This is a genomic window from Rathayibacter sp. AY1E2 (assembly GCF_002932325.1).
Taxonomy (GTDB): Bacteria; Actinomycetota; Actinomycetes; order Actinomycetales; family Microbacteriaceae; genus Rathayibacter.
Genome location: NZ_PSVO01000001.1, coordinates 274,466 through 301,177, shown reverse-complemented (window position 1 = coordinate 301,177; position 26,712 = coordinate 274,466). Strand labels below are relative to the sequence as shown.

Below are 26,712 nucleotides of genomic sequence, written 5' to 3'. Positions count from 1 at the left end.
CTCGCACGGTGAAGGTTCTGGCGGCGATGAGCGGTGGAGTTGACTCGGCCGTGGCCGCGGCCCGCGCGGTGGAGGCGGGGCACGACGTGGTGGGCGTGCACCTCGCCCTGAGCAGGATGCCCGGCACGCTTCGCACGGGCAGCCGGGGGTGCTGCACGATCGAGGACTCGATGGACGCGCAGCGCGCCGCGAACGTCCTCGGCATCCCGTACTACGTCTGGGACTTCTCCGAGCGGTTCAAGCTGGACGTCGTCGACGACTTCGTCGCCGAGTACTCGGCGGGCCGCACCCCGAACCCCTGCATGCGCTGCAACGAGCGGATCAAGTTCGCCGCCCTGCTCGAGAAGGCTCTCGACCTCGGCTTCGACGCGGTCTGCACCGGCCACTACGCCTCCCTCCGCACCGCCGCCGACGGCTCCCCGGAGCTCCACCGCGCGAGCGACGAGGCGAAGGACCAGTCCTACGTCCTCGGCGTGCTGACGGAGCAGCAGTTGCGGCACTCGATGTTCCCGCTCGGCTCCACGCCGTCCAAGGCGATCGTGCGCGCGGAGGCGGCCGAGCGGGGCCTCAGCGTCGCGAGCAAGCCCGACAGCTACGACATCTGCTTCATCCCCGACGGCGACACCCGCGGCTGGCTCGCCGAGCGCGTCGCCCCCGAGACCGGAGCGGTCGTCGATCGGGACGGCGCGGTGGTCGGCTCCCACGAGGGCGCTCACGGGTACACGGTGGGCCAGCGCCGGGGCCTGCACCTCGGCGTCCCCGCGCCCGACGGCCGGCCGCGCTTCGTCCTGGAGGTGCGGCCGGTGAGCAACGAGGTCGTCGTCGGTCCGCGCGAAGCGCTGCGCATCGGCGAGATCGCCGGCGAGCGGTTCACCTGGGCGGGCGCCGCTCCCGAGGACGTGGACGCTCCCTTCCGCTGCGACGTCCAGATCCGCGCGCACGCCGACCCGGTCCCCGCCTCCGCGGTGGTGTCGCAGGTCGATGGCAGGGTGGAGCTCGTGATCACTCCGGACTCGCCGCTCGACGGCGTCGCCCCCGGCCAGACGGCCGTCGTCTACCTCGGCACCCGCGTGCTGGGCCAGTGCACGATCGACCGCACGGTCGCGGCCGACGCCGCGGTGCTCCGGTGAGCGCCGTCGAGCCCGCCGCCCGCGTCGAGGAGCTGCGGGCGCGGATCCGGTCGGCGAGCGACGACTACTACGCGGCCGACTCCTCGCCGCTGTCCGACGCCGAGTACGACGCCCTGGTGCGCGAGCTCGCCGCACTCGAGGCCGAGCACCCCGAGCTCGCCGCCGAGGACTCGCCGACGCGGACCGTCGGCGGGATCGTCGGAGCGGGCCTCGCCCCGATCGACCACGCCGAGCGGATGCTCTCCCTCGACAACGTGTTCTCGGCCGAGGAGCTGCGCGAGTGGTGCGAGAAGACGGTGGCCTCGGCCGACCGCCCCGTCGCCTGGCTCACGGAGCTCAAGATCGACGGGCTCGCGATCTCCCTCCACTACGAGGACGGCCGCCTCGTCACGGCGGCGACCCGCGGTGACGGCCGCACCGGCGAGGACGTCACCGTCAACGCCCTCAGCGTCGCGGGCATCCCGGAGCGCCTCTCCGGCGAGGGCCACCCGGCACTCGTCGAGGTCCGCGGCGAGGTCTTCATCCCCGTGGCCGCCTTCGCCGAGCTGAACGCCCTCCAGGAGACGCTGCGCGACGAGGCGGTCGAGGAGGCGCGGACCCGCTGGTCGTCCCGCCCGCCCGCCACCCGAGGCGTCTTCGAGGAGGAGAAGGCGCGCACGAGCGCGCTGCGGCGCTTCCCGACCTTCGCCAACCCGCGGAACGCGGCGAGCGGCGGCCTCCGCCAGCAGCTCGACAAGAAGACGGGTCTCGACCTGCGCGCCGGCGAGGCGCGCGTCGGCTCCCTCGCGCTCTACGTGCACGGCATCGGCGCCTGGCCGGACCCGCCGGTCGCGACCCAGTCCGAGGTCTACGGGCTCCTCTCCTCCTGGGGACTGCCGGTCAGCGGCCACAACCGCGTCTCGGCCTCGGTGGAGGAGGTGCTCGCCTTCGTCGAGCGCTACGGCAGCGAGCGGCACTCGGTCGAGCACGAGATCGACGGCGTGGTCGTGAAGGTGGACGAGCTCGAGCTGCACGACGAGCTCGGCGCCACCAGCCGGGCGCCGCGCTGGGCGATCGCCTACAAGTACCCGCCCGAGGAGGTCCACACGAAGCTCCTCGACATCGTCGTGAGCGTCGGGCGCACCGGCCGCGCGACGCCGTTCGCCCAGATGACCAAGGTGAAGGTCGCGGGGTCCGAGGTGCGCCAGGCCACGCTGCACAACGCCGACGTGGTCAAGGCCAAGGGCGTGCTCATCGGCGACACGGTCGTGCTGCGGAAGGCCGGGGACGTCATCCCCGAGGTGCTCGGCCCGGTGGTGGAGCTCCGCGACGGCTCCGAGCGCGAGTTCGTGATGCCGACGCAGTGCCCCGAGTGCGGCACCACGCTCGCTCCGGCCAAGGAGGGCGACGTCGACCTGCGCTGCCCCAACGCGGAGTCCTGCCCCGCGCAGGTCCGCGGGCGCGTCGAGCACATCGGCAGCCGCGGCGCGCTCGACATCGAGGCGCTCGGCGAGGTCAGCGCCGCCGCCCTGACCCAGCCCCTGGTGCCCGCCGAGCCGCCGCTGCAGACCGAGGCCGGCCTGTTCGAGCTCACGGTGGCCGATCTCTTCCCGATCGAGGTCGTCGTCCGCGACTCCGAGACGGGCCTGCAGAAGCTCGACGCGAAGGGCGATCCGAAGGTCGTCACGCCCTTCAAGCGCAAGCGGCAGCTCGCCAAGGACGGCGCCTTCGACCCGGAGGCGGCAGCCTTCGCGGGAGACGTGGCCTCCGTGCCCTCCACCAACGCCCTCCGGCTGATCGAGAACATCGAGCGGGCGAAGACCAAGGAGCTGTGGCGTCTGCTGGTCTCGCTCAGCATCCGGCACGTCGGCCCGGTCGCCGCGCGCGCGCTGGCGGGCTACTTCGGCTCGCTCGACGCGATCCGCGGGGCGAGCCGCGACGAGCTCGCCGCGGTCGACGGGGTGGGCGGGATCATCGCCGACGCCCTGATCGCCTGGTTCGAGGTCGACTGGCACGTCGAGATCGTCGACCGCTGGGCCGCGGCCGGAGTGCGCTTCGCCACGCCCGGCCACCCCGGGCCCGGTGCCGCGGACGCCGCCGGCGGGGTGCTCGCGGGTCTCACGGTCGTAGCGACCGGCAGCCTGGAGGGGTACTCCCGCGAGGGGGCGCAGGAGGCCATCCTCGCGGCCGGCGGCAAGGCCGGCTCGAGCGTCTCCAAGAAGACCGACTACGTCGCCGCCGGTCCCGGCGCCGGCAGCAAGCTCGGCAAGGCCGAGGCCCTGGGGCTCCGGATCATCACCGCGGCCGAGTTCCACCTCCTGGTGACGGAGGGACCGGACGCGATCGCGCTGCCGGAGGAGGCGTCCGCCGACGCTCCGGAGGAGGCCGCCGCCGGTCCGGACGAGGACGTCGCCGGCGCATCGCACTCCGACCTCTCGCCGGAGGACGACGCCGTGCCGGAGATCGACGCCGTCCCGGACACGACCGCCCCGAGCACGGAGGAGCCGACCGGGCCCGATGCCTGACGCGGGCGGCGGGGAGCGGCGGGCGTTCCTGCGCCGCTCCCTCGCCGACGCAGCGTCGCTCGCGCTCGACGCCGCGGCTCGGCCCACCGCCGCCGAGCGCCGGACCGCCGAGGTGCTCGGGCGGATCGACCACGTGGTCGTGCTCTCCTTCGCCGGCCGCAGCCGCGACCAGGTCCTCGGCGCGCTCGACGATCCGGACGGCCCGGTGTTCACCGGCGGCACGGACGCCGTGATGACCGCGCCCGGCCCGGACGATCCTCCGGGCGCACGCTTCGCCCCCGAGATGCTGCCGGTGCACGCGCTCCTCGCCACGGCCTTCGCCCGGGCCGACCACTGGCGCGCCGACGGCCGCGATCCGCTGCCGGCCGCCCTGCGCGCGGCCCGGGAGACCGGCACCGGCTGGGCTCTCGCGGTCGACGAGCGGCAGGGCGTCTCGACCACGCTCCTCGCCGATCCGGAGTGGCCCCACCGCGATCCGGGCGCCGCCGGCTCCCGCGGCGGGCGCCTCCTTCCCGTCGACGCGCTGGCCGCCGAGGCCGCAGCCGGCACCCTGCCTCCGCTCGTCCTGGTCGAGCCGCGGTCCCTCGTCGATCCGGCCGACTTCGCCGACGCCGCAGCCGCCGGCACCGATCGATCCGCCGATGCGCGCCTCGCGGAGCAGCTGCTGCACGTCGTGTTCGACGCCGTCCGCGACGGGGAGCGGGCGGGGCGGCGGATGCTGCTCCTCGTCACCGCGCGGGGGAGCGCGGAGCGGCCCGGCACGGTGCCGGCGCTCGTGCTCGCCTCGGCCGTCCCCTCGGGTGCACGGATCGGCGTGCCGCTCGGTCCGGAGACTCCCGCGCAGCTCGTCCGCGCCCGGGCGGGCGTGCGCCGGGCGCTCGTTGATCCGCAGGTCCGAGAGCTGGCCGCACTCCTCAGCGGTCCCGACCGCCCCCTCGCGCGCTGGCCCCGCACGGCGCCGGCGTTCGCGCCGCCCGCGCCGGTCGGGCGGCGCCTCCGCGACGCGGCCCGCCGCGCGCACGTCGACCCCGAGCCGGAGGCCGGACTGCTCGCCCGCGTTCGAGCCGCCGTCCCGGGCGCGTCGCTACACTCCGAGCAGGCGCAGGCGGCGCAGGAGAGGCGGCGGAGATGACCAGCGAGCGGACTCCCTCGGAGCACGACGACGGAGCTCCGCGCTCCCGCTCGCGCCGCCGCTTCCTGGCCGGCACCGCCGCCGCCGGAGTCGGAGCCGGAGCCCTCGCCGGCGGCGCGATCGGCGCGGCCGTCGCCTCCGGCCCCCGCCGTGAGGAGGAACCGCGACTGCCCGCCCGCACGGAGCCGGGATTCGACCACGTCGTCGTGATCATGTTCGAGAACCGCTCCTTCGACAACGTCCTCGGCCGCCTCTACGGACCGGACGACCTGCCCGCGGGCGAGAGCTTCGAGGGCCTCCTCCCCGACGAGCGGACCAACACCAGCGCCGGGGGACTGACCGTCGGCACGCACGTCTACGAGGGCGCCACCGACTCCGTGATGCGCCAGCCCGACCCGGACCCGGGTGAGGAGTACCCGCACGTCAACACCCAGCTCTTCGGCACGGTGGATCCGCCCGAGAACGCCGGCCGCACCGTCGGCGCCATGACCGCGCCCTTCAACGCGCCCGCCGACGCCTCCGCCCCGACGATGAGCGGCTTCCTCGAGGACTACGTCCAGCACCTGAGGGTGATGAAGAAGGGGCAGGAGCCCACTGCGGAGGAGGCGCGGACGATCATGGGCGGCTTCTCACCGGAGATGCTGCCCGTCTTCTCCACCCTCGCCCGCGAGTTCGCCGTCTTCGACCAGTGGTTCTGCGCCGTCCCCTCCCAGACCTTCTGCAACAGGTCCTTCCTGCACGCGTCGACCTCGCACGGCTTCGTCACCAACAAGCAGGGCGGCGGCTACGAGAAGTGGCTCGCGGACGACCTGGCCGACGCGCCGACGGTGTTCAACCGCCTCGAGGAGGCGGGGAGGACCTGGCGCGTCTACTTCGACGCGCTGCAGGTGGTCTCCTACACCGGCTTCCTGCACGCGCCGGTGCTCGAGAAGTACTGGAAGACCCACTTCTCGACGATGGACCGCTTCTACGCCGACGTGGAGAACGGCGAGCTGCCCGACTACGCCTTCCTCGAGCCGCGGCTCGTCTTCGACCACAACGACATGCACCCGCCGACCGGGGTCCTGCACGAGGACGAGGTCGACGGCACGCCCGTCTACGACAGCGCGCTGTCCGACGTCCGCGCCGGCGAGCTGCTGCTGCACCAGGTGTACTCGGCGATCCGGGAGAGCGCGAGCACGACCGGCTCGAACGCGGTGAACACGCTCCTGCTGGCGACCTTCGACGAGCACGGCGGCCTCTACGACCACGTCCCCCCGCCGTCGGCGACTCCGCCGGGCGACGGCCGCGAGGGCGAGATGGGTTTCGCCTTCGACCGGCTCGGCTGCCGCGTGCCGGCGATCGCGGTCTCGGCGTACACGAGGGCCGGCACGATCGTGCACGACGAGCTGCACCACGGCGCCGTGATCCGGACCCTCAGCGCCCTGCACGGCCTCGAGCCGCTGACCGCTCGCGACGCCTCCGCCCCGGACCTCTTCGGGGTGCTGACCCTCGACGAGCCGCGGCAGATCGGCGACTGGCCGACCACGGTGCCGCAGTACCTGCCCCCGAACCCCGAGTCGGCACCGGCGCATCCAGCGCACGTGAACCGCGACAAGCCGCTGAGCCCGCCCGCCGTCGGCCTGATGGGCCTGCTGCTGGCCCGGTACGGCGAGCCCGGCGAGGACCTGCCGACCACCTACGAGGGCGCGTACAACGCACTCCTGAAGCACGGCGCCAGCCTCTTCGGCGGCCCCTGACGGGCGGGCGGCACGGGCGGAGGCGGTGCGGGCGCGCCGAGTAGACTGGCGGCCGGAAATCCCCCCGAACCACCAGACGGAGACGCATGTCCGAGATCACGGCCGACACGGTCGCCCATCTGGCCCAGCTGGCCAGGATCGACCTCACTTCCGACGAGATCGGGAGCCTCACCAGGGAGCTCGGCCAGATCGTCGACTCCGTGCGCGCGGTCCAGGCCGTCGCCACGCCCGACGTGCCGGCGACCAGCCACCCGATCCCGCTCGAGAACGTCTTCCGGCCCGACGTGGTCGGCGAGACCCTCACGCTCGAGCAGGCGCTCTCCGGCGCGCCCGAGCACGACGGCAGCCGCTTCCAGGTCTCCGCGATCCTGGGGGAGGAGCAGTGAGCGCGCACGGCGACGAGCTCGTCCGCCTCAGCGCGTCCGCCCTCTCCGGGAAGCTGGCCGACGGCTCGGTCTCCTCGGTCGAGGCCACCCGCGCCCACCTCGAGCGCATCGACGCGGTCGACGGAGCGGTCCACGCCTTCCTCCACGTCGCGCGCGAGGGCGCGGTCGCGTCCGCCGAGGCGATCGACCGCCGGCGGGCCGACGGCGAGTCGCTGCACCCCCTCGCCGGGGTGCCTCTCGCGGTCAAGGACGTCATCGTCACGAACGACATGCCGACCACGAGCGGCTCCCGCATCCTCGAGGGCTGGCGCCCGCCCTACGACGCGACCGTCATGCGCAAGGTGCGCGAGGCCGGGCTGGTCCCGATCGGCAAGACCAACATGGACGAGTTCGCGATGGGCTCGACCACCGAGCGCAGCGCCTACGGCCCCACCCACAACCCGTGGGACCTCGACCGCATCCCCGGCGGCTCCGGCGGCGGGTCCGCCGCGGCCGTCGCGAGCTACGAGGCGCCCCTGGCCCTCGGCTCCGACACCGGGGGATCGATCCGTCAGCCCGCGCACGTGACCGGCACCGTCGGCGTGAAGCCGACCTACGGCGGCGTGTCCCGCTACGGAGCGATCGCGCTCGCCTCGAGCCTCGACCAGATCGGCCCCGTCTCCCGGACGGTCCTCGACTCCGCGCTGCTGCACGACGTTATCGCGGGCCACGACCCGCGCGACTCGACGTCGCTGCGCGACTCCTGGCCCTCCTTCGCCGACGCGGTGCGCCGCGCCGACGTGACGGGCCTCCGGATCGGCGTGGTCAAGGAGCTCGACGGCGGCGAGGGCTTCCAGCCCGGCGTGCTGGCGCGCTTCCACGAGGCGCTCGAGATCCTGCAGGGCGCCGGAGCCGAGGTCGTCGAGGTGAGCCTCCCGAGCGTCGAGCACGCGGTCGCCGCCTACTACCTGATCCTCCCCGCGGAGGCCTCCAGCAACCTCGCCAAGTTCGACTCGGTCCGGTTCGGCCTCCGCGTCACGCCGGAGGGCGGCGGCACGGTCGAGCAGGTCATGTCCGCGACCCGCGAGCAGGGCTTCGGCCCCGAGGTCAAGCGCCGGATCATCCTCGGCACCTACGCCCTCTCGGCCGGCTACTACGACGCCTACTACGGCAGCGCGCAGAAGGTCCGGACCCTGGTGCAGCGGGACTTCGACGCGGCCTTCGCGGACGTCGACGTGATCGCCTCGCCGACGGCGCCGACGACCGCCTACCGCCTCGGCGAGAAGCTCGACGACCCGCTGGCGATGTACCGCGGCGACGTCGCGACCATCCCGGCGAACCTGGCCGGCATCCCCGGCATCTCCGTCCCCGCCGGCCTCGCCGACGAGGACGGGCTGCCCGTCGGCATCCAGTTCCTCGCTCCCGCCCGGGAGGACGTGCGCCTCTACACCGTGGGCGCCGCGCTCGAGGCGCTGCTCGAGGAGAAGTGGGGCCGCCCGCTCCTCGCGCATGCCCCCGACCTGACCCACTCCGTGCTCTCCGCGACCGAGGAAGGTGCCGTCTGATGGCCTCCGCGCACACGTCCGCTCCCGAGCTGATGGACTACGACGAGGTCTTCGAGACCTTCGAGCCGGTGCTCGGCTTCGAGGTGCACGTCGAGCTCAACACGAAGACCAAGATGTTCTCGGACGCGCCGAACGAGTTCGGGTCCGAGCCCAACACGAACGTGACCCCGGTCGACCTCGGCCTCCCGGGCTCGCTGCCGGTCGTGAACGAGCAGGCCGTCCGCTACTCGATCAGCCTCGGCCTCGCCCTGGGCTGCTCGATCGCCCCGTCCAGCCGCTTCGCGCGCAAGAACTACTTCTATCCGGACCTGGCGAAGAACTACCAGATCTCGCAGTTCGACGAGCCGATCGCCTTCGAGGGCTCGGTCGAGATCGAGCTGGCCGACGGCTCGCTCGTGCAGATCCCGATCGAGCGCGCGCACATGGAGGAGGACGCCGGCAAGCTCACGCACGTCGGCGGCGCCACCGGCCGCATCCAGGGCGCCGAGTACTCGCTCGTGGACTACAACCGCGCAGGGGTCCCGCTCGTCGAGATCGTCACGAAGCCGATCTACGGCGCGGGGAAGAGCGCACCCGAGTACGCGAAGGCCTACGTCGCGACGATCCGCGACATCGTGCTGGCGCTCGGCATCTCGGACGCCAAGATGGAGCGCGGCAACCTGCGCTGCGACGCGAACGTCTCGCTCCGCCCGATCGGCCAGGAGAAGCTCGGAACCCGCACCGAGACCAAGAACGTCAACTCGCTCCGCTCGGTCGAGCGCGCCGTCCGCTACGAGATCCAGCGCCAGGCGGCGATCCTCGCCGCGGGCGGCACGATCACGCAGGAGACGCGCCACTGGCACGAGGACACCGGCCGCACCTCCGCGGGCCGGCCCAAGAGCGACGCCGACGACTACCGCTACTTCCCGGAGCCCGACCTGCTCCCGGTCGTGCCGAGCCCGGAGTTGATCGAGGAGCTGCGCGCCGCGCTCCCCGAGAAGCCCGCCGACCGCCGTCGCCGCCTCAAGCAGGAGTGGGGCTTCACCGACCTCGAGTTCCAGGACGTCGCCAACAGCGGCCTGCTGGTCGAGATCACCGAGACCGTCTCCGCGGGAGCCGCTCCGCAGGCGGCCCGCAAGTGGTGGACCGGGGAGATCGCGCGCCTCGCGAACGCGGCGGGCGAGGACCCGGCCTCCCTGGTCACCCCGGCCCAGGTCGCCGAGCTCGCCGGTCTGATCGAGAGCGGCACGCTGACCGACCGCCTCGCCCGCGAGGTCCTCCAGGGCGTCATCGCCGGAGAGGGCACCCCGCAGGAGGTCGTCGACGCCCGTGGACTCGCGGTCGTCTCGGACGACGGAGCGCTCATCGAGGCGATCGACGCGGCACTGGCCTCGCAGCCCGACGTGCTCGCGAAGATCCGCGACGGCAAGGTGCAGGCCGCCGGTGCTGTGATCGGTGCCGTGATGAAGGCCATGAAGGGGCAGGCCGACGCCGCCCGCGTCCGCGAGCTCGTCCTGGAGCGCGCGGCCGGCTGAGCCGGTGCGCGGGGAGGTGCGGTCATGAGCGGTGGAACCGGCGACGCGCCCCTTCCCGCGCGGCTCGAGCTGCCGGCGGGCGCCCTCCTGCGTCCTCTCGTCTCGAGCGATGCGGACCTCCTGCACGCGGTGATCGGCGAGCAGCGACCGTGGCTCGCGGCTCTCCTCCGCGGGGACGATCCGGCCGCCCTGCCGTCGGCGTCCCTCGGCGACGACGTACGCGGTCTCCTGCGCCTCGAGGAGGAGTCGCGTGCGGGCAGAGCGCACGCGTTCCTGCTCGTCGGCCCGGACCGCACCGAGGCGCTGGGCGCTCTGAGCGTCCGGCCCGGCGGCGGCGACTCCGCCGAGGCCTCCTGGTGGGTCGTCCCCGCCGTCCGGGGCTCGCGGCTCGAGGAGGAGCTCGACGCCTACGCGCGCCGCTGGCTCCAGCAGCACTGGCCCTTCGACACGGTCACCACGCCCGACAACCACCCCGACGATCCCGCCTCCCTGGCCGGGGCGAACATCGTGGCGCTCGTGCCCGCCGCGCCGGAGCGCACCGCCCTCCCCGACACCGACGCCGCCTCGGCGGCGCTCCTCTGGGCGGAGTACCGCTCCGCACATCCGGGAGTCGACGAGCCGCTCCCGCCGGTCGAGGCGTTCGGCGACAGCACGGCGATGGCGGACGAGCTGCTGGGCCTCGTGCGGCGCGGAGTGAAGACGGCCACGGCGTCCCTCGCCGAGGAGGGGGCGCCCGTCGCGGGCGAGCACTGGATCGTCTGCGACGGCGCGGGAGCGGCGCGTGTCGTGCTCGTGACGGATGAGGTGCGGACCGGTCCGCTCGACTCCGTCGACGACGCGTTCGCCTGGGCCGAGGGCGAGGGGGACCGCACGCTCGCCTCCTGGCTCGACGGGCACCGCCGCTACTTCGCCCGCGTCTCACCTGGCGGCATCGGCGACGTGGTCTTCGAGCGCTTCCACGTGGTCTGGCCGGAGGCCGAAGCCGAGCGCGCCGCCGCCTTCGCCCGCTCGGTCGGAGCGTTCCGGCCCGAGTAGCTCGACGGGACTCCCGCGCAGACCTAGGGGGTTTCCCGGATGCCCCGCTCAGGCGCCCTGCGCCAGAGTGGAGTCATGGCTACTCTCGTGCGCCCCCGTCGGGGCAGGATCATCGCCGGCGTCTGTGCCGGTCTCGCCCGCCGATTCGGCTGGAGCCCCTTCGTGGTGCGTCTCCTGTTCGTGCTCTCGTGCCTCCTCCCGGGGCCGCAGATCATCGCCTACCTCGTGATGTGGGTGGTCATCCCGAAGCAGAAATGACCGAGGCCCCCGCTCCGAGCAGCCTCTGAGAGAACGCTCAGCACCCGGAGCGGTGAGAGGCCTACGGTGGCGGTGTGCGTCCGTCGGGCGCCGAGGAGGAGATCATGGGATTCCTGGACCGACTGCTGGGCCGCGACGAGCAGCCCGAGAGCGCACGCCGCTCGACGTACGCGCCGCCGCAGGCCGCGGACCGCAGGCCCGAGTACGGCTCCCCTCCGGCGACGTCTCCGCGCACCGACGATGAGCGTGCCATCGAGCGCTACCGCTACCTCCTCCGCACCGCGCCGCCCGAGGCGATCGAGCAGGTGCACCGCGAGGCCTTCGAGCAGCTGACCCCGGAGCAGCGCCAGCAGGTCTTCCGAGAGCTCAGCGAGGGGGCCCCTGTCGGCGACGCGCCGAAGGACGACGACCCCCGCACGCTCGCCCAGTCCGCCACGCGGAGCGAGCTGCGCCAGCCCGGATTCATGGAGCGGCGCTTCTCCGGCGGCGGAGGCATGGGCTTCGGCGGCGTCCTCGCCTCCTCGATGCTCGGCACGATCGCCGGGTTCGCGATCGGCTCGGCCATCGCGGGCGCGTTCCTCCCCGACGCGGGAGGCGACTACGCCGGCGGTGACGGCGGGGGAGACGCCTCGGCCGACGGCGGAGCGGATGCGGGAGGTGCGGACGCCTCCGGTGCGGACGCCGGAGACGGCGGCGGCTGGGGCGACTCCGGCGGCGGCGACTTCGGTGGCGGAGGCGACTTCGGCGGGGGCGGCGACTTCGGAGGCGGCGACTTCGGAGGCGGCGACTTCGGCTTCTAGCCTCGTTGCAGAGGGCCCCCGATCACGGACAGTGGTCGGGGGCCCTCGCTCGTTCCGGGCTAGTCCTCGTCGGTCAGCATGGCCTTCACCTGGCGGCGGAGGACCTTGCCGATCATGCTCCGCGGCAGCTCGTCGACGACGGTGATCCGCTTGGGCACCTTGTAGGGCGTCAGCGCCTCCCTGACGGCCTTGCGGGCGGCTGCGACGTCGAGCTGCGCGCCCGGCTCCAGGACGACCGCCGCCGCCACGGACTCGCCGCTGCGCGGATCGGGCAGGCCGACCACCGCCACCTCCTTGATCTCGGGCAGGCGGAGCAGCACCTCCTCCACCTCGGACGGCGAGACGTTGAAGCCGCCCGTGATCACGAGCTCCTTGATCCGGTCGACGATGCGCACGAAGCCGTCCTCGTCGATCGTCGCGATGTCGCCGGTGCGGAACCAGCCGTCGCCGGTGAAGGTCGCCGCCGTCTCGTCGGGCTTGCGGTGGTAGCCCCGGAACACCTGCGGACCGCGCACGACCAGCTCGCCCTGCTCGCCGGTCGCCACCTCCGTGTCGGGATCCTCGGGGTCGACGATCCGCACGTCGGTGCCGGGCAGCGGGAGCCCGACCGTCCCGGCGCGTCGCGTCGGACCGACCGGGTTGGCCATCAGGACCGGAGAGGTCTCCGAGAGGCCGTAGCCCTCGACGAGCGTGCCTCCGGTCAGCGCCTCGAACGAGTCGACCAGCGCCGGGTCGAGCGGCATCGCGCCGGAGATGGCGATCTCGATGCCGCGCAGGGAGACGCCCCGCTGCTGCGCGCTGCGCGCCAGGCGCTCCGCGATCGGCGGAACGGCCGGGAGGAAGGTGGCGGGGTGCTTCTTGACGACCTTCAGCACCAGCTCCGGGTCGAACTTCGGGAACAGCACCAGGCGCGCGCCCATGCTCATCGCGAAGGTGAGGCAGAGCGTCAGCCCGTAGGCGTGGAACATGGGGAGCACCGCGTAGACCACGCAGTCGCCGCGGCGGACCGTCGGCACCCAGGCGCGCGACTGGGCGGCGTTCGCCGTCAGGTTCGCGTGGGTCAGCTCGGCGCCCTTGGGTGTGCCGGTCGTGCCGCTCGTGTACTGGATGACCGCGAGGTCCTCCGCGACCGGGCGCGGGTGCGCCGGGTCGATCCGCCGCCTCAGCAGCGACTCCCACTCGATCGCACCGCGGACCGGCCCGGTCAGCGCGGCGCGCGACTCCCGGGCCTTCTTCAGCGGCAGGCGGAGGGCTGCGCGCATCGAGGCGGGCATCGCGCGGGTGAGGTCGACGGCGACGACGGTCTCGACGCCGAGATCGGCCGGGAGGTCCTGCACCGTCGGCACGACGCGGTTCCAGGCGATCGCGACACGAGCGCCGTGGTCCTCGAACTGGTGGCGCAGCTCGCGCGGGGTGTAGAGCGGGTTGTGCTCGACCACCACGGCGCCGAGCCGGAGGACGGCGTAGAAGGCGACGACGTGCTGCGGGCAGTTCGGGAGGACGAGGGCGACCGGATCGCCCGCGCGGACGCCCAGGCGGCGGAGGCCCTCGGCGGCCCGCTCCACCTCGTCGGCGAGCTGGGAGTAGCTGGTCGAACGGCCGAAGAACTCGAGCGCGACCTGGTGGGGATAGCGCTCGGCCGACTCGGTGACGATGTCGACGAGCGAGCCGGTCGGGAGCTCGAGCTCCGTCGGCACGCCGGGCGCGTAGCTGCGGATCCAGGGGCGGGGCGGGTGGGTGCTCACCCGCCCCACTCTAGGAGGAGGTGCCGGGGCTCAGGCTCCCTGAGCCACCGCGTCCTCGATCGCGGTGGGACCGGAGACGATCTCCCACGTCTTCGCGATGGAGGTCGGCTGCGCCAGGGCGGCGATCACCGTCGCGGCGACGTCCGCTCGCGCGATGCTCCCCTTCTCGACGGAGGTGCCGAGCGTGATCGTGCCGGTGCCCTCGTCGTCCGTCAGCCCGCCCGGGCGGAGGATCGTGTAGTCGAGGCCGGAGTCGCGCAGTGCCGCGTCGGCGTCGCGCTTGGCCTCGACGTAGGCCTTCCAGCCCTCCTCCGTGTCCTCGGGGAGCGGCTCGTCCACACCGATCGCACTGACCTGCACGAAGTGCTGGACCCCGACGATCGCGGCGGCCTTCTGGCTGAGGACGGACGCCCCCAGGTCGACGGTGCGCTTGCGCTCCGGGCCCGAGTCGGGTCCGGCTCCGGCGGTGAAGACCATGCCGTCGACGTGGCCCAGCGCCTCGGCGAAGGCCTCGGGCGTCGTGTCCTCGAGGTCGTGCACGAGCGGCTCGCCGCCCAGCCGGACGATGTCCTCGGCGTGATCGGGGTTGCGGATCACTCCGACCGACTCGTGGCCGGCGTCGTAGAGCAGGTGCAGGATCTGCTGCCCCACCTTGCCGTGGGCTCCGATGACGGCGATGCGTGTCATGGACGTTCCTCTCCTCGTCGGGGCGGGTCGCCCCGTGTTCGTGGTCCCCTCCATCCTGCCGCGGCGTCCCTGGACGCCCCCAGGCCTTGACGGCGTTCGGGCGCCGGGCCGTCAGGCGGCGAGGCGGTCGTCGCGTCCGGTGATGGCGAGCAGGCGGCTCTGGAGGGAGGCGGCGTCGTCGACCGGCACGGGCGCGGCGTAGAGGCCGCTCGCGCGCAGGGTCTCCTCCTGGGGTGCGAAGAGCTCCCATACCGCTGCGACGAGCTCCTCGTCCAGCCGCTCGTCGCTGCCGGTCGCTCGGGCGAGGTCCCAGGCGTGGACGGTCACATCTGCCGTCTGCTCCTGCAGCAGCTCGACGGCGCTGACGGTGTCGCGCCCCAGCTGCACGGTCGCGGCCGGGTCGACGGTGCGGACAGCGTCGCGCAGGCGGTCGGTCACGCGACGCCACTCGCTCCTCAGATCGGTGGCGACGGACTCGAGGCGCAGCGCCGACTCGTCGCCCCCCGAGAGGAGCGTGTGCGCGCGCTGCTGCTCGCGGACGACGTGCAGCACCAGAGCGCGCGTGTCCCACTCGGTGTCGGGCGTGGGGGCCGACCAGTCCTCGACGGCGCTCAGCCGGAGCTCGAAGGCGCGGTGGGCGCGGTCCTGCAGATCGAGCCAGCGGCTCATCTCGGCGCCGGGGCCGGTCTCGGTGGCGGTGGGGGAGTCGGGCTGCTCGTGCGTCATGGTCTCTCCGGAGCGTCGTGGTGCTCGGGTCAACCGCGAGTGGTCGGCGCTCATTCCCAGCCGGCCCGGGCGCAGCGGTCGAGCGGCCGATGTCGGTGGTGCGTGCGAGCATGTCCCGAGGCGTGGGCGAGCAGGACGGAGCGGCGTGAGCAGGCAGGACGGCGCGGCGTGAGCGAGCAGGACGGCACCGCATGAGCAAGCAGGACGGCACGGGGCGGCAGGTCACGACCGAGCCCTTCGACGACCCGCGCGCGAGCATCATGCACATCGACATGGACGCGTTCTTCGCCTCCGTCGAGCTGCTCGACCGGCCGGATCTGCGCGGGAGGCCGGTCATCGTGGGCCACCACGGAGCGCGCTCCGTCGTCACAGCGGCGACGTACGAGGCGCGCCGCTACGGCGTCAACTCGGCGATGCCCATGGCGGTCGCCCTCCGCCGCTGCCCGCAGGCCGTGGTCCTCGAGCCGCACATGGAGCGCTACCGCGAGGCCTCTCGCCGCGTCATGGCGATCTTCGACTCCTTCACGCCGCTGGTCGAGCGTCTGAGCATCGACGAGGCGTTCCTCGACGTCGCGGGTGCCCGCCGCATCTCGGGCTCGCCGTTCGCGATCGGCACCGAGATCCGCCGCCGGGTGCACGCCGAGCTCGGGCTGACCTGCTCGGTCGGGATCGCCAGCACCAAGTTCGTCGCCAAGCTCGCCTCCGGCCGCTCCAAGCCCGACGGTCTGCTGGTCGTCCCCGCCGACGGCGTCCGCGAGTTCCTCGATCCGCTGCCCGTGAGCGCGCTGTGGGGAGTCGGCGCGAGCACGGAGGAGGCGCTCGTCCGCCGCGGTCTGCGCACCGTCGCCGACGTCGCGACCACCCCGCTGCCGTCGCTGGTGTCCGCCCTCGGCGAGGCGACCGGGAGGCGCCTGCACGCCCTGGCGAACGGGGTGGATCCGCGGCCGGTCGACACCCGCCAGATCGAGAAGAGCGCCGGACACGAGATCACGTTCGCCGACGACGTGGCCGACCCCGAGCTCGTCCGTCGTGAGCTGCTGCGGCTCTGCGACAAGGTCGCCGTGCGGATGCGCCGCTCGGGAGTGCGCTGCCGCACCGTCGCGGTGAAGGTGCGCTTCGGCGACTTCAGCACCCTCACCCGCTCCCGCACGCTCGTCGAGGCGACGGACGTGGCCCGGGTCCTCTACGAGGCCTCCTCCGCGCTCCTCGAGGCGGCCAACCCGATGCGGCGGCCCGTGCGGCTGATCGGCGTGCGCGGCGAGCAGCTGGTCGAGGGCGACGACGTCGCGTTCTCCCTGTGGAGCGACTCCGACGACTGGCGCGACGCGGAGCTCGCGGTCGACGGCGTGGCCGCCCGCTTCGGCTCCGGGGCCGTGCGTCCCGCCTCGCTCCTGTCCCGGTCGGCTCCCGAGTCGGCCAAGGGGATCGACCTCAGCGACACGCTCGCTACGCGGAACCGATCGTCAGACTGATCGGGCGGTGGTCGGAGCCGTTCGGCGGCAGGACCGCGACGGTCGCGGCGGTGACGCCGTCGGCGAGCGCGTGGTCGAGCGAGACGAGCGGCAGCAGGGACGGCCAGGTCGCCGGGAAGCCGACTCCGCCCGTGCGGACGAGGCCCGCCTCCGCCAGCACGGGAGCGAACAGGTGGTCGTCCGTCGGCGTGTTGAAATCGCCGATGACCAGCGTCCGCTCCGACTCGTCGTCTCGGAGAGCGGTGGCGAGGTTCGAGAGCATGGTGTCCCGCTCCTCGTGGTCGCCCGGCCGGAACGAGGCCAGGTGCACCACGAACAGGCGCGCGCTGCCGACCGGCGTGTCGACGTCGACGGCGAGCGCGCGCTCCCAACCGAGACCGAGGTCGAGCGGCTCCTCGTCGGTCAGCTCGGTCCGGCTCCAGACGCCGACGGTGCTCGAGACGGACGAGTACGGGTACTCGTCCGCCAGCTCGGCGTCGACCGCGTCCACGGCGTCTCCGTCGAGCTCCTGCAGCGCGATCACGTCGGGGCCGCGGGCGGCGAGCGAGGCGGCGAGCCCACCGGCGTCGCCGCTCGTCTCGATGTTCTGGCTGACGACGGTGAACGAGCCGGAGCGCACGGTCGGCGCCGGAAGCGCGACCGGCAGCACCAGCACGCCGTAGACCATCGCCAGCACGGTGACCGCGGCCGCCGTCCGGCGCGACCGGAGGGCCGCCGCGGCCGCGATGAGGAGCAGCACGAGGAGCCCCGTCCACGGGATCCCGACCTCGAGGACCGACAGCCAGCCGATCGGATCGGGCAGCGCGCGGTGGAAGGCGAGGAAGGCGGCGAGCACGAGGCTCGCGACCGCCACCGCGGCCGAGCGCACGGGGCGGCGGCGGCGGGTGCGGGCGGACATCCGTCGATCATGGCAGCAGGTCCCCGGAGGTCCATGGACGAGTCCTGTGCGCCCCGGCGGGCCGCTTGTCGCCGCGGAGAGCCGCGGAGTACCGTCGCACCATGCCCAACATCGCAGTCTCCCTGGCCGACACCGTGACCACCGCGGGTACCGCGACGATCTACGGCGAGCCCGTCACCGTCGACGGCGTCTCGCTCGTCCCCGTCGCCCTCCGCTGGTTCGGTTTCGGCGGAGGCAGCGGCTCCGAGGACGGCCAGGAGGGCGGCGGCGGAGGCGGCGGCGCCACGGTCATCCCGATCGGCGCGTACATCAAGGACGACCTCGGCCTGCGGTTCCAGCCGAACGTTATCTCGGTCCTCGCCGTCGGCATCCCCCTCGTGTGGGTGACCGGAAAGGCCCTCGCGCGCATCATCCGCGCCCTCAAGAAGTAGCCGGAGCGGCCCCGCGTCAGCTGGCGCGCTGCTGGCGCGCGGGGTACCACTTCTTCTTCGTCCGGCCGAAGCCGACGATCAGCCGCTCGGCGTCGTCCGGCCGGCGGGGGTCGTAGATCACCGCGGCGGGCTCACCGGCCATCCACGCGTCCCCCCGCTTCAGCGGGTACTTCTGCGCGCGCTTCTCCACACCCTCGGCGGTCCGGTAGACGACCAGGAGCCTGCCCAGATCCCGTGCCGAATCGCGATCGCCGCGTGCCGGATCCGGCCCGACGACGCGCGCCGGCACCCGCGTGCCGTAGCTGAGCAGCTCGCGGCGGATCCGCGCACGGCGCTGCCAGAGCAGGGCCTGCAGCAGGAGGATCAGCAGCACGGCAAGGACGACGACCACCGACCACGACATGACGTCTATGATTGCCGACGAACACGGGAGTCCGGTGCACCGGGCTGAGAGGAAGGCAGCAGCCTTCGACCGTCGAACCTGATCTGGGTCATGCCAGCGAAGGAACGTTTCGATCTCCTCTTACCAACCCGTGCCCTCCATTCGCTTCCACGAAAGGGCACGTCAGTGCAGAACACGAACGCGCAGAACACGAACGCGCAGAACACGAACGCGCAGAACACGAACGCGCAGAACCACACCTCCTCCGCCCCGGCCCGGCGCGATCTGCGCTGGCGGGTCGTCGACATCGTGGTGGCGAGCGTCGTCGCCGTCGCGAGCGGGATCGTCTTCTGGGCCTGGGGCCTGGCGACGAACGTCCTCGGCCTCGCCTTCGAGTTCCTGCCCGGGCTCGGCGGGCTCCTCGGCGGCGGCTGGCTCTTCGCCGGCGTCCTCGGCGGCCTGATCATCCGCAAGCCCGGAGCCGCGCTCTACACCGAGCTGGTCGCCGCGGCCGTGTCGGCTCTGATCGGCACCCAGTGGGGCTTCACCGTGCTGATCTCCGGACTCGTGCAGGGACTCGGCGCGGAGATCGTCCTGGCGCTCTTCCTCTACCGCAGCGGCCGTCCGCTCGTCGCGATGCTGGCCGGTGCCGGTGCCGGGCTGGCCCTCGCGATCAACGACCTGCTGTCGTACTACGCCGTCAACGACGCGCTCTTCAAGACCGTCTACGTCGCCTCCTCGATCGTCTCGGGCGCGCTCCTGGCCGGGCTGCTGTCCTGGTTCGCGGTGCGGGGGCTCGCGGCCTCGGGAGCGCTGGACCGCTTCGCCTCCGGGCGCGAGGGGCGGACGGTCGAGGGAGCCGGCGCGGGCGCGCGATGAGCGGCGCCTCCGTCCGGGCGCGGGGCTGGAGCTGGCGGCACGCGGGACGCTCCCGCGACGCCCTCTCCGGCCTCGATCTCGCGCTGGAGCCGGGGGAGCGCGTGCTGCTCCTCGGCCCCTCCGGCGCGGGAAAGAGCACGCTGCTGCACGCCCTGGCCGGCGTCCTCGGCGGGGAGGAGGACGGCTCCGCGGCCGGTGAGCTCGAGATCGACGGAGCCGCGCCGCTCACCCGGCGCGGTGTCGCGGGGCTCGTGCTGCAGGATCCGGACACTCAGGCGGTCCTGGCGCGGGTCGGCGACGACGTCGCGTTCGCCTGCGAGAACCTCGGCGTGCCGCGCGAGGAGATCCCCGCGCGAGTGCGGGAGGCGCTCGGCGACGTCGGGCTCGACGTGCCGCTGGACCACTCCACCTCGGCGCTCTCGGGCGGGCAGAAGCAGAGGCTCGCCCTGGCGGGTGTGCTCGCCATGCGTCCGCGGCTCCTGCTCCTCGACGAGCCCACCGCCAACCTCGATCCGGACGGCGTGCGCGAGGTGCGGGCGGCGGTGGAGCGCACGGCCGCCCGCACGGGGGCGACGCTGATCGTCGTCGAGCACCGGGTCGACGTGTGGGTCGGCCTCGTCGACCGGGTCGTGGTGCTCGGGCGGGACGGCGCGGTCGTCGCCGACGGCGCTCCGGTCGAGGTCCTCGATCGGGCGCACGACGTGCTCCGCGCCTCCGGCGTCTGGCTGCCCGGTGACACCCCCGCCCGGCGCGGGGCGAGCGCGCTGCCCTCGCCCGCCGCCCTGAGCGCGCACGACCTCGCCATCGCCCGGCCCGTCCTCGGGCGCCGCCGCTCGACCATCGTGGCCTCCGGTCTCGAGCTCGCCGTCGACTCCGCGCGGGCCACGGCCGTGCTGGGACCCAACGGCGCGGGGAAGTCGACCCTCGCGCTCACGCTGGCCGGTCTCCTGCCACCGGTCGCGGGGCGGGTGACCGCCTCCGAGTCGCTCCGCGCAAGTGCTGGCCCGGAGCCGATCCGCTGGACCTCGGCTCAGCTCGCCGGACGGATCGCGATGGTGTTCCAGGAGCCGGAGCACCAGTTCCTCACCGCTCGCGTGCGCGCCGAGCTCGCGCTGGGCGCCCGCGACGAGGCGGAGCGGCATCGGGCGGAGGAGCTCCTGGAGCGCCTCGGCCTCGCACACCTCGCCGACGCCAACCCGTTCACCCTCTCCGGAGGCGAGAAGCGGCGCCTGGCCGTCGCGTCCGCCCTCACCCGGTCGCCGTCCGTGCTCGTCCTCGACGAGCCGACGTTCGGGCAGGACCGCCTGACCTGGGAGGTGCTCGTCGACCTCCTCGCCGAGCAGCGCGACGCGGGCACGGCGGTGCTCGCCGTCACCCACGACGAGGCGCTGGTCGCCGCCCTCGCCGACTCGGTCGTCAACCTCGGCGCCCGCGAGGCGGTGTCGGGATGACGCTCCTCGACTCCGTTCCCGCGCGCAGCCGGATCGCCCGGGCCAACCCGGTCGCCAAGCTCCTCGCCAGCCTGGTCATCGCGTTCGCGCTCCTCCTCACGGTCGATGCGGTCTCCGCGGCGACGGCGCTGGCGCTCGAGCTGCTGGTTCTGCCCTTCGCGGGGCTCCGGGCGGGTGAGCTCGTGCGGCGGACGGCTCCCGTCTGGATCGCGGCTCCGCTCGCCGGCCTCTCGACTGTCCTCTACGGGCGCGATAGCGGCGCCGTCTACGCGGAGTTCTTCATCGTCTCGGTCACGGAGGGATCCGTCGCCCTCGGGCTGGCCATCGCGCTGCGCGTCCTGGCGATCGGACTGCCGAGCGTGGTCCTCATCGCCACCACCGACCCGACCGACCTGGCGGACGGCCTCGCGCAGATCCTGCGCCTGCCCTCGCGCTTCGTGCTCGGCGCTCTCGCCGGCATGCGGCTCGTCGGTCTGCTCGTCGACGACTGGCGCACCCTGTCGATGGCCCGCCGGGCCCGCGGGGTCGCCGACGGCCGCGGGCCCGTCGAGGCGCTCCGCAGCCTCGCGGCCCGCACGTTCTCGCTGCTCGTGCTGGCCATCCGGCGGGGGAGCAGGCTCGCGACGGCGATGGAGGCGAAGGGCTTCGGCTCCGGCGTCCCGCGCACCTGGGCGCGGCAGTCGCGCCTCGGAGCCGGCGACCTCCTGCTGCTCGCGGGCGGAGTGCTGATCGCTGCCGTCGCCGTGACCGCCTCCGTCGTCACCGGCTCCTGGAGCTTCGTCCTGCATGGCTGAGCGGATCCTGCCGCTGACGGATCGGACGGCGGACGACCTCGCCCGGTCCGTGATCGCGCGGCGCCGTCGGACGGTGCTGCTGGACGGACCAAGCGGCTCCGGCAAATCGACGTTCGCGCGCGCGCTGGTCGAGCAGCTCCGTCTCGCGCCGACGGCACCGTCGGTCGCGCTCGTGCGGATGGACGACCTCTACCCCGGCTGGACGGGCCTGGACCGGGCGTCGCGGGAGACGGCCGGGACGCTCGTCCGCCCCCACGGCCTCGGCCTCGCGGCGCACTGGCGGCCCTGGAACTGGGCCGCGGGGACGACGGCCGGGCGCCGCGTCGTCCGCGAGACGCTTCTGGTGCTGGAGGGCTGCGGGTCGGCCGGCGCCGCCGCGCGCCGCCACGCCGATCTGGTGGTCTGGCTCGAGGCCGACGACGAGGTGCGGCGCGTGCGCGCGCTCGAGCGCGACGGCGAGCTCTTCGCTCCGCACTGGGACGCCTGGGACCGCGACTTCCGCTCCTACTGCGCCCGGGAGCGGCCCCGGGAGAACGCCGACCTCGTGCTGGACACGGGCGGCGGGGGAGCGGTGCGCGGCTGAGGGGTCCCCTCCGAGCGCGGCGACGAGCGGATGCCGGTGGGAGGCTCTCCTTCGGCGGTGGTCAGGCCCAGCCGAGCTCGTGCAGCCGGTCGTCGTCGATGCCGTAGAAGTGCGCGATCTCGTGGACGAGCGTGACGTGGATCTCGTCGCGCAGCGCGTCCAGATCGTCGCACGCGGCGAGGTGCGGCTCGCGGAACAGCACGATGCGGTCGGGCATCTCGCCGAAGCCGTAGCGCTCCCGCTCGGTGAGGGCGACACCGTCGTAGTAGCCGAGCAGATCCAGGGTCCCGTCCTCGGGCCGGTCCTCCACGACGAACACGACGTTGTCGAGCCCGTCGACCATGTCGTCCGGGAGCGCGTCGAGCTCGGAGATCACCAGGGCTTCGAAGGCGTCCTCGTCCAGCTCGAGCATCCGGGACCTCTCTGCGTCGGCGATCGCTCCCGCTCGCCGGATGTGCGAAGAGGCCCGGAGTCGGAACTCCGGGCCTCTTCCGCTGCATGCACAGCCACTGGGGTGAGTAACGGGGCTCGAACCCGCGACCTCCTAGACCACAACCAGGCGCTCTGCCAACTGAGCTATACCCACCAGGAGCGTGTTCCGGCGGGGTGACCCGCCGAAGCAACTGTACGAGAGTACTACATCCGCGAGGCGAACTCGTCCACGACGGCGGCCGACACGGCCTGCACCTCGGCGGTGCTCGGCCCCGGCTGCTCCACGAACACGGCACGGCGGTAGTACTGCAGCTCGCGGATGCTCTCGAGGATGTCGGCGAGGGCGCGGTGTCCGCCGTGCTTCTTGGGCGCGTTGAAGTAGATGCGCGGGAACCAGCGCCGTGCCAGCTCCTTGATCGTGCTGACATCGACGTTGCGGTAGTGCAGGTGGCCGTCGAGGCGCGGCATGAACTTCGCGAGGAAGGCGCGGTCGGTGCCGATCGAGTTGCCGGCGAGGGGGGCCTGCTGCTCGGCCGGGACGTGCTTCAGCACGTACTCCAGCACCTCGTACTCGGCCTCCGCGACGCTGACGCCGGAGGGGATCTCGACCAGCAGGCCGGAGGTCTCGTGCATCGACCGGACGAAGTCGCCCATGTTCTCGAGCGCGGTCGCGTCGGGCCGGATGACGAGGGAGAGCCCCTCGTCGAGCGGGTTCAGCTCGAAGTCGGTGACGACGACGGCGATCTCGACGAGCTCGTCGACGGAGAGGTCGAGCCCCGTCATCTCGCAGTCGATCCAGACAAGACGGTCGGGGGCGCTACTCATGCGGGGCAGTCTATCGGCGGCCGCCGACACCCGGTCCGGCCGTCCGGCTCCTCCTACACTGGTCCCTCGTGATCACGCTCGCCTGCTGCCTCCTGATCGTCAACGCCGTGTGGAACGCGATCGTCTGGCCGCCCTTCCTCCGCCGCGTCCGCAAGGACCCGCGGGCGCGCGACGCGGACGGCCGCGCGACGACCTTCCTCCGCGTGCACACGGTGCTCATCGGCGTGTCGCTCGCCCTCGCCGTGGTCTCCCTGGTCGTGGGAGTGCTGGGACTCGTCCGGGGCGCCTAGGCCCCGGCGGGCGCGGCCTCTGCGCTTCGGTATCGTGGTCGCAGTCCGCCCCCGTAGCTCAGCGGATAGAGCAGGAGCCTTCTAATCTCTTGGTCGCAGGTTCGATTCCTGCCGGGGGCACCATCGGATCGGGAGCGCGCCGGTCGCGGTCTCAGGCCCTGTCCCCGGTGGCCCGGGGATCAGCGTCGACGCCTCGCGCCCGTCCTTCGACCGCGTCGCGGCCTCTCCTCGGGCGGCGCTGCGCTCCTCCGAGGAGTGACGCCCGGCACCCACGGGGTTTTCCTCCGCTCCGGTGACCCTCGGACGAGGACTCGCGGAGGCTGCACCAGTAACACACCGGCAAATCGGAGGCAACACCGGCGTGTTTCCCACCCGATGTCGTTTGAGTGTCATTCAGGCACCTAGTCTTGGGGTGTCCGGAATTACAACGACGTAACGAACGGAGGTACGACCATGCTGCTCCTCGCCATCCTCGGTGGAATCGCCGTCGCGTGGACGATCGTCGCGGCGCCCCTCGCCGTACTGGTCGGCCGAGTCGCCCGTGCACGTGATGCACACAGCTAGTCAGTACACGCACCGCCCGCACCACGGAGAAGGCCCCGATCGCACTCGCGATCGGGGCCTTCTTCTCGTGGTCGGGAGCACTCAGACCGAGCTGCGCTCCTGGCCTCGGTCGTCGTCCGAGGCGGACCGCTCGAACCGGGCCTCGTCCGCCCGGACGACCGCCTCATCGTCGGCCGGCACGTCGTCGCGGTCTCCGTCGGCCGGAGCCGACGGCATCGCGTCGTGCTCCGCGTCCGGCTGCGGCTCGGCGGCAGGAGCCGAGCGCTGCGGGTCGACGGGCGGCAGCTCCTCCACGGGACGCTCGCGCGAGGGCACCTCCAGTCGGTCGACGTCGGCGAGCAGGCGGCGGGTCTCCTCCTGCGAGGCGTCCCCGGCCGACGCGGGGAGGACGATCGTGGGCGTCTGTGGGGCTGCAGAGCCTGAGGCGGAGCCCGCGCCGACGACGACCGGTGCGACGGCGGTCGGTGCGGCGGACGGGGGAGCGGTGCGCTGGGGAGCGGCCTCGGCGGTGCTCGCGGCCCGATCGGACGACGGAGCGGACTCGGCGGAGCGGTCTCGACCCGTCTCCGAGAAGCGCCAGCGCTCGAGGTCGGCGAGGAAGGCCTTCCGGGCGCGCCCGGGCTTGTCCCGCCACTGCACGAGGCGGTCGCGGAACTCGCCCACGCTCGCCTGCGTCTGGTAGCCGCCGGTGCTCGACGTGTGCTTCAGCTCGGCGAGCTCGTGAGCGGCCCAGTTGGCCGCGACTCCGGAGCCCTTGACGGGCAGGAGGCGCAGGTGCGTCTCGGCCTGCGCGGACGCGCGGTCGCTGAGGACGCGCTCCGGGCTGCTGAGGACGTTCCAGGCCGAGGCGTCGACCGCGGCGTCGACGAGCGTCGCGATGACCGCGTTCTTCCGCTCGTGATCCTGCTGACGGATGAGGCGCGCGATGGACGCTCGGAAGACGGAGGCGATCACGATCGCTCCGACCACCACGGCCAGCAGGACCACAGCGGCCGTGAAGACCGCCTGGTGTCCGTCGCTCGTGCGGATCCAGGACATGAACTCGTTCCACCACTGCATGGGGCGAACGCTATCCGGGGCGGTCGCCGCCGCCCGTTCGGCACGCCGCCGACCGGGCGGATCGGCGCGTCAGGCGACGCGGAAGACCTCGATCGCGTCGTCGACGCTCCAGAACTCGCCGAGCTCGGCGCCGGCGGGCATGCCCGCCCGCAGCAGCCGGGCGCGGTACCGCTCGCCGAGCGGATCCTCGACCAGCTCGATGTGACCGACCACGGCGCCCGAGCCGGTGCTCACGCGCCACAGCCGGGCGTTGACCCGGGTGAGCGTCGGCGGGGTGCGGGTGGCGTGCAGCGTGGACAGGGACATCGGTTCCTCCTGCTCGAGTCTCGGAGCACCCACCGGCCGAGTGCTGTCGCAGACTACGGCCGACCACCGACATCCCCGCCGGGGCGTCAGCGCAGGGTCGTGCCGTGCACCGCGAACTCCTCGATCGCGTCGATCTCCTCCTGCGAGAGGGGGCCGGCGTCCAGCGCGGCGACGTTCTGCTCGAGCTGCGCGACGCTCGACGCGCCGATGATGGCGCTCGTGACGGTGGGCACCCGGAGCACCCAGCTCAGGGCGAGCTGGGCCAGCGACTGGCCGCGCTGCTGCGCGATCGCGTTCAGGCCGCGGGCGCGCGTCAGGTACGCCTCGTCGATCCGGTCGAAGGAGAGGAAGCGCGACGTCGCCGCACGGGACCCCTCCGGCACGGTGCCGTCGAGGTAGCGGTCCGTCAGGAGCCCCTGCGCCAGCGGCGAGAAGACGATGCAGCCGGTGCCGAGCTCGTCGAGCACGGGGAAGAGGCCGTCCTCGGGTCCGCGGTCGAAGAGGGAGTAGCGGGGCTGGTGCAGGAGGAGCGGGACTCCGCTGCCCGCCAGTGCCGCCTGCGCGGCCCGGGTCTGCTCGGGCGAGTAGTTCGAGATGCCGGCGTAGAGCGCCTTGCCCGACTCCACGGCCGAGACGAGAGCGCCCATGGTCTCCTCGATCGGAGTCTCCGGGTCCGGACGGTGCGAGTAGAAGACGTCGACGTAGTCGACGCCGATCCGCTGCAGGCTCTGGTCGAGCGAGGAGAGCAGGTACTTGCGCGAGCCGCCGTCCCCGTACGGGCCGGGCCACATGTCGTATCCGGCCTTGGACGAGATGACGATCTCGTCGCGGTACGGGCGGAGGTCCTCCGCGAGGATGCGGCCGAAGGCCGTCTCGGCGGCGCCGTAGGGCGGTCCGTAGTTGTTCGCGAGGTCGAAGTGGGTGACGCCCAGGTCGAACGCGCGGCGGAGGATCGCGCGCTGCGTGTCGAGGGAGCGGTCGGATCCGAAGTTGTGCCAGAGGCCCAGCGACAGGGCGGGCAGCAGCAGGCCGCTCCGTCCGGTGCGTCGGTAGTCCATGCGGTCGTAGCGGGCGGGGGCGGCGTCGTAGCTCACGCCGCGACTCTATTGCAGGGGGCGGATCCGCGGAATGCAGGGGGCGGTGAGC

Annotated in this window: 27 protein-coding genes, 2 tRNA genes and 1 riboswitch; of the genes, 18 read left to right on the top strand and 11 right to left on the bottom strand. The window is 73.3% G+C overall.

Annotated features, from left to right (window positions below):
• Positions 1-8: 8 nt before the first annotated feature.
• The 10 genes from mnmA to C5C49_RS01305 all read left to right on the top strand — a co-directional run bounded on the left by mnmA (position 9) and on the right by C5C49_RS01305 (position 12,042).
• Entirely contained in the window at positions 9-1,130 is a 1,122-nt protein-coding gene (gene mnmA, locus C5C49_RS01350; protein WP_181135681.1) for a tRNA 2-thiouridine(34) synthase MnmA, read from the top strand.
• Complete coding sequence (gene ligA / locus C5C49_RS01345; RefSeq protein WP_104345237.1) at positions 1,127-3,634, top strand: NAD-dependent DNA ligase LigA; 2,508 nt, start codon at positions 1,127-1,129, stop codon at positions 3,632-3,634. Before mnmA ends, ligA begins: the two co-directional genes overlap by 4 nt.
• Positions 3,627-4,766: a hypothetical protein gene (locus tag C5C49_RS01340; RefSeq protein ID WP_104345236.1), complete on the top strand. Its 1,140-nt coding sequence runs from the start codon at positions 3,627-3,629 to the stop codon at positions 4,764-4,766. The genes ligA and C5C49_RS01340 overlap by 8 nt, the downstream gene beginning before the upstream one ends.
• The gene (locus C5C49_RS01335; protein WP_104345235.1) at positions 4,763-6,505 is read left to right on the top strand and encodes an alkaline phosphatase family protein; all 1,743 of its coding nucleotides are present in this window, start codon (positions 4,763-4,765) and stop codon (positions 6,503-6,505) included. The genes C5C49_RS01340 and C5C49_RS01335 overlap by 4 nt, the downstream gene beginning before the upstream one ends.
• 86 nt (positions 6,506-6,591) lie before the next feature.
• On the top strand, positions 6,592-6,891 hold the full coding sequence (gatC, locus tag C5C49_RS01330) for an Asp-tRNA(Asn)/Glu-tRNA(Gln) amidotransferase subunit GatC (RefSeq protein ID WP_104223877.1): 300 nt from the start codon (positions 6,592-6,594) through the stop codon (positions 6,889-6,891).
• Positions 6,888-8,435: an Asp-tRNA(Asn)/Glu-tRNA(Gln) amidotransferase subunit GatA gene (gene gatA, locus C5C49_RS01325; RefSeq protein WP_104345234.1), complete on the top strand. Its 1,548-nt coding sequence runs from the start codon at positions 6,888-6,890 to the stop codon at positions 8,433-8,435. The genes gatC and gatA overlap by 4 nt, the downstream gene beginning before the upstream one ends.
• A complete protein-coding gene (gene gatB / locus C5C49_RS01320; RefSeq protein WP_104269086.1) occupies positions 8,435-9,949 on the top strand; it encodes an Asp-tRNA(Asn)/Glu-tRNA(Gln) amidotransferase subunit GatB in 1,515 nt (504 codons plus the stop codon). Before gatA ends, gatB begins: the two co-directional genes overlap by 1 nt.
• A gap of 24 nt (positions 9,950-9,973) precedes the next feature.
• Positions 9,974-10,984, top strand: coding sequence for an ASCH domain-containing protein (locus C5C49_RS01315; protein ID WP_104345233.1), 1,011 nt, complete (start codon positions 9,974-9,976; stop codon positions 10,982-10,984).
• A gap of 75 nt (positions 10,985-11,059) precedes the next feature.
• On the top strand, positions 11,060-11,242 hold the full coding sequence (locus C5C49_RS01310; RefSeq protein WP_104223873.1) for a PspC domain-containing protein: 183 nt from the start codon (positions 11,060-11,062) through the stop codon (positions 11,240-11,242).
• Positions 11,243-11,346: 104 nt separating this feature from the next.
• Positions 11,347-12,042 carry a hypothetical protein gene (locus C5C49_RS01305; protein ID WP_104250582.1) on the top strand — a complete coding sequence of 232 codons (696 nt, stop codon included), beginning with the start codon at positions 11,347-11,349 and terminating at the stop codon, positions 12,040-12,042.
• Positions 12,043-12,101: 59 nt separating this feature from the next.
• Here the strand turns inward: C5C49_RS01305 and C5C49_RS01300 are convergent, their stop codons facing one another.
• From C5C49_RS01300 to C5C49_RS01290, 3 genes are all read right to left on the bottom strand, one after another.
• On the bottom strand, positions 12,102-13,787 hold the full coding sequence (locus tag C5C49_RS01300; RefSeq protein ID WP_104308734.1) for a long-chain-fatty-acid--CoA ligase: 1,686 nt from the start codon (positions 13,785-13,787) through the stop codon (positions 12,102-12,104).
• A 30-nt stretch (positions 13,788-13,817) separates the two neighbouring features.
• Positions 13,818-14,474, bottom strand: coding sequence for an SDR family oxidoreductase (locus C5C49_RS01295; RefSeq protein ID WP_104345232.1), 657 nt, complete (start codon positions 14,472-14,474; stop codon positions 13,818-13,820).
• Between the two features lie 111 nt (positions 14,475-14,585).
• Complete coding sequence (locus C5C49_RS01290) at positions 14,586-15,200, bottom strand: TIGR03086 family metal-binding protein (protein WP_244229430.1); 615 nt, start codon at positions 15,198-15,200, stop codon at positions 14,586-14,588.
• A 191-nt stretch (positions 15,201-15,391) separates the two neighbouring features.
• Here C5C49_RS01290 and dinB point away from each other — a divergent pair, with 191 nt between their 5' ends.
• Positions 15,392-16,672, top strand: coding sequence for a DNA polymerase IV (gene dinB, locus C5C49_RS01285; protein WP_104223726.1), 1,281 nt, complete (start codon positions 15,392-15,394; stop codon positions 16,670-16,672).
• Here dinB and C5C49_RS01280 read toward each other — a convergent pair.
• Entirely contained in the window at positions 16,647-17,570 is a 924-nt protein-coding gene (locus tag C5C49_RS01280; protein ID WP_104345231.1) for an endonuclease/exonuclease/phosphatase family protein, read from the bottom strand. The genes dinB and C5C49_RS01280 overlap by 26 nt on opposite strands.
• Before the next feature lie 101 nt (positions 17,571-17,671).
• Between C5C49_RS01280 and C5C49_RS01275 the strand changes: the two genes are divergently transcribed.
• Positions 17,672-18,001, top strand: coding sequence for a hypothetical protein (locus tag C5C49_RS01275; RefSeq protein WP_104345230.1), 330 nt, complete (start codon positions 17,672-17,674; stop codon positions 17,999-18,001).
• A 16-nt stretch (positions 18,002-18,017) separates the two neighbouring features.
• Here C5C49_RS01275 and C5C49_RS01270 read toward each other — a convergent pair whose 3' ends face one another.
• Positions 18,018-18,404, bottom strand: coding sequence for a DUF3592 domain-containing protein (locus tag C5C49_RS01270; RefSeq protein WP_104345229.1), 387 nt, complete (start codon positions 18,402-18,404; stop codon positions 18,018-18,020).
• A gap of 14 nt (positions 18,405-18,418) precedes the next feature.
• A riboswitch (TPP riboswitch) is annotated at positions 18,419-18,526 on the top strand.
• A 43-nt stretch (positions 18,527-18,569) separates the two neighbouring features.
• On the opposite strand from C5C49_RS01270, the gene C5C49_RS01265 reads away from it, so the two are divergent.
• From C5C49_RS01265 to C5C49_RS01250, 4 genes are read left to right on the top strand one after another with little or no spacing between them, the layout of a single operon-like run.
• Positions 18,570-19,262 carry an ECF transporter S component gene (locus tag C5C49_RS01265; RefSeq protein ID WP_374953839.1) on the top strand — a complete coding sequence of 231 codons (693 nt, stop codon included), beginning with the start codon at positions 18,570-18,572 and terminating at the stop codon, positions 19,260-19,262.
• Positions 19,259-20,713, top strand: a complete 1,455-nt coding sequence (locus C5C49_RS01260; RefSeq protein WP_104345228.1) for an ABC transporter ATP-binding protein — start codon at positions 19,259-19,261, stop codon at positions 20,711-20,713. Before C5C49_RS01265 ends, C5C49_RS01260 begins: the two co-directional genes overlap by 4 nt.
• Positions 20,710-21,507: an energy-coupling factor transporter transmembrane protein EcfT gene (locus C5C49_RS01255; RefSeq protein ID WP_104345227.1), complete on the top strand. Its 798-nt coding sequence runs from the start codon at positions 20,710-20,712 to the stop codon at positions 21,505-21,507. Before C5C49_RS01260 ends, C5C49_RS01255 begins: the two co-directional genes overlap by 4 nt.
• On the top strand, positions 21,500-22,090 hold the full coding sequence (locus C5C49_RS01250; protein ID WP_181135679.1) for an AAA family ATPase: 591 nt from the start codon (positions 21,500-21,502) through the stop codon (positions 22,088-22,090). Before C5C49_RS01255 ends, C5C49_RS01250 begins: the two co-directional genes overlap by 8 nt.
• A 61-nt stretch (positions 22,091-22,151) precedes the next feature.
• Here C5C49_RS01250 and C5C49_RS01245 read toward each other — a convergent pair whose 3' ends face one another.
• The 3 genes from C5C49_RS01245 to orn form a co-directional block, all read right to left on the bottom strand.
• On the bottom strand, positions 22,152-22,502 hold the full coding sequence (locus C5C49_RS01245; protein WP_104223719.1) for a metallopeptidase family protein: 351 nt from the start codon (positions 22,500-22,502) through the stop codon (positions 22,152-22,154).
• A 98-nt stretch (positions 22,503-22,600) separates the two neighbouring features.
• A tRNA-His gene (locus C5C49_RS01240) sits at positions 22,601-22,676 on the bottom strand.
• A gap of 50 nt (positions 22,677-22,726) precedes the next feature.
• Entirely contained in the window at positions 22,727-23,347 is a 621-nt protein-coding gene (gene orn / locus C5C49_RS01235) for an oligoribonuclease (RefSeq protein WP_104223718.1), read from the bottom strand.
• A 68-nt stretch (positions 23,348-23,415) separates the two neighbouring features.
• Here orn and C5C49_RS01230 point away from each other — a divergent pair, with 68 nt between their 5' ends.
• Together C5C49_RS01230 and C5C49_RS01225 are read left to right on the top strand one after the other, a co-directional pair.
• Entirely contained in the window at positions 23,416-23,637 is a 222-nt protein-coding gene (locus C5C49_RS01230) for an SCO4848 family membrane protein (RefSeq protein ID WP_104223717.1), read from the top strand.
• 47 nt (positions 23,638-23,684) lie between these two features.
• Positions 23,685-23,760, top strand: a tRNA-Arg gene (locus C5C49_RS01225).
• A gap of 522 nt (positions 23,761-24,282) precedes the next feature.
• Here C5C49_RS01225 and C5C49_RS01220 read toward each other — a convergent pair.
• The 3 genes from C5C49_RS01220 to C5C49_RS01210 all read right to left on the bottom strand — a co-directional run bounded on the left by C5C49_RS01220 (position 24,283) and on the right by C5C49_RS01210 (position 26,660).
• Entirely contained in the window at positions 24,283-25,260 is a 978-nt protein-coding gene (locus tag C5C49_RS01220; protein ID WP_104345226.1) for a hypothetical protein, read from the bottom strand.
• 69 nt (positions 25,261-25,329) lie between these two features.
• Entirely contained in the window at positions 25,330-25,566 is a 237-nt protein-coding gene (locus C5C49_RS16815) for a hypothetical protein (protein WP_104223715.1), read from the bottom strand.
• Positions 25,567-25,652: 86 nt separating this feature from the next.
• A complete protein-coding gene (locus C5C49_RS01210) occupies positions 25,653-26,660 on the bottom strand; it encodes an aldo/keto reductase (protein WP_104345225.1) in 1,008 nt (335 codons plus the stop codon).
• Between the last annotated feature and the right edge of the window lie 52 nt (positions 26,661-26,712).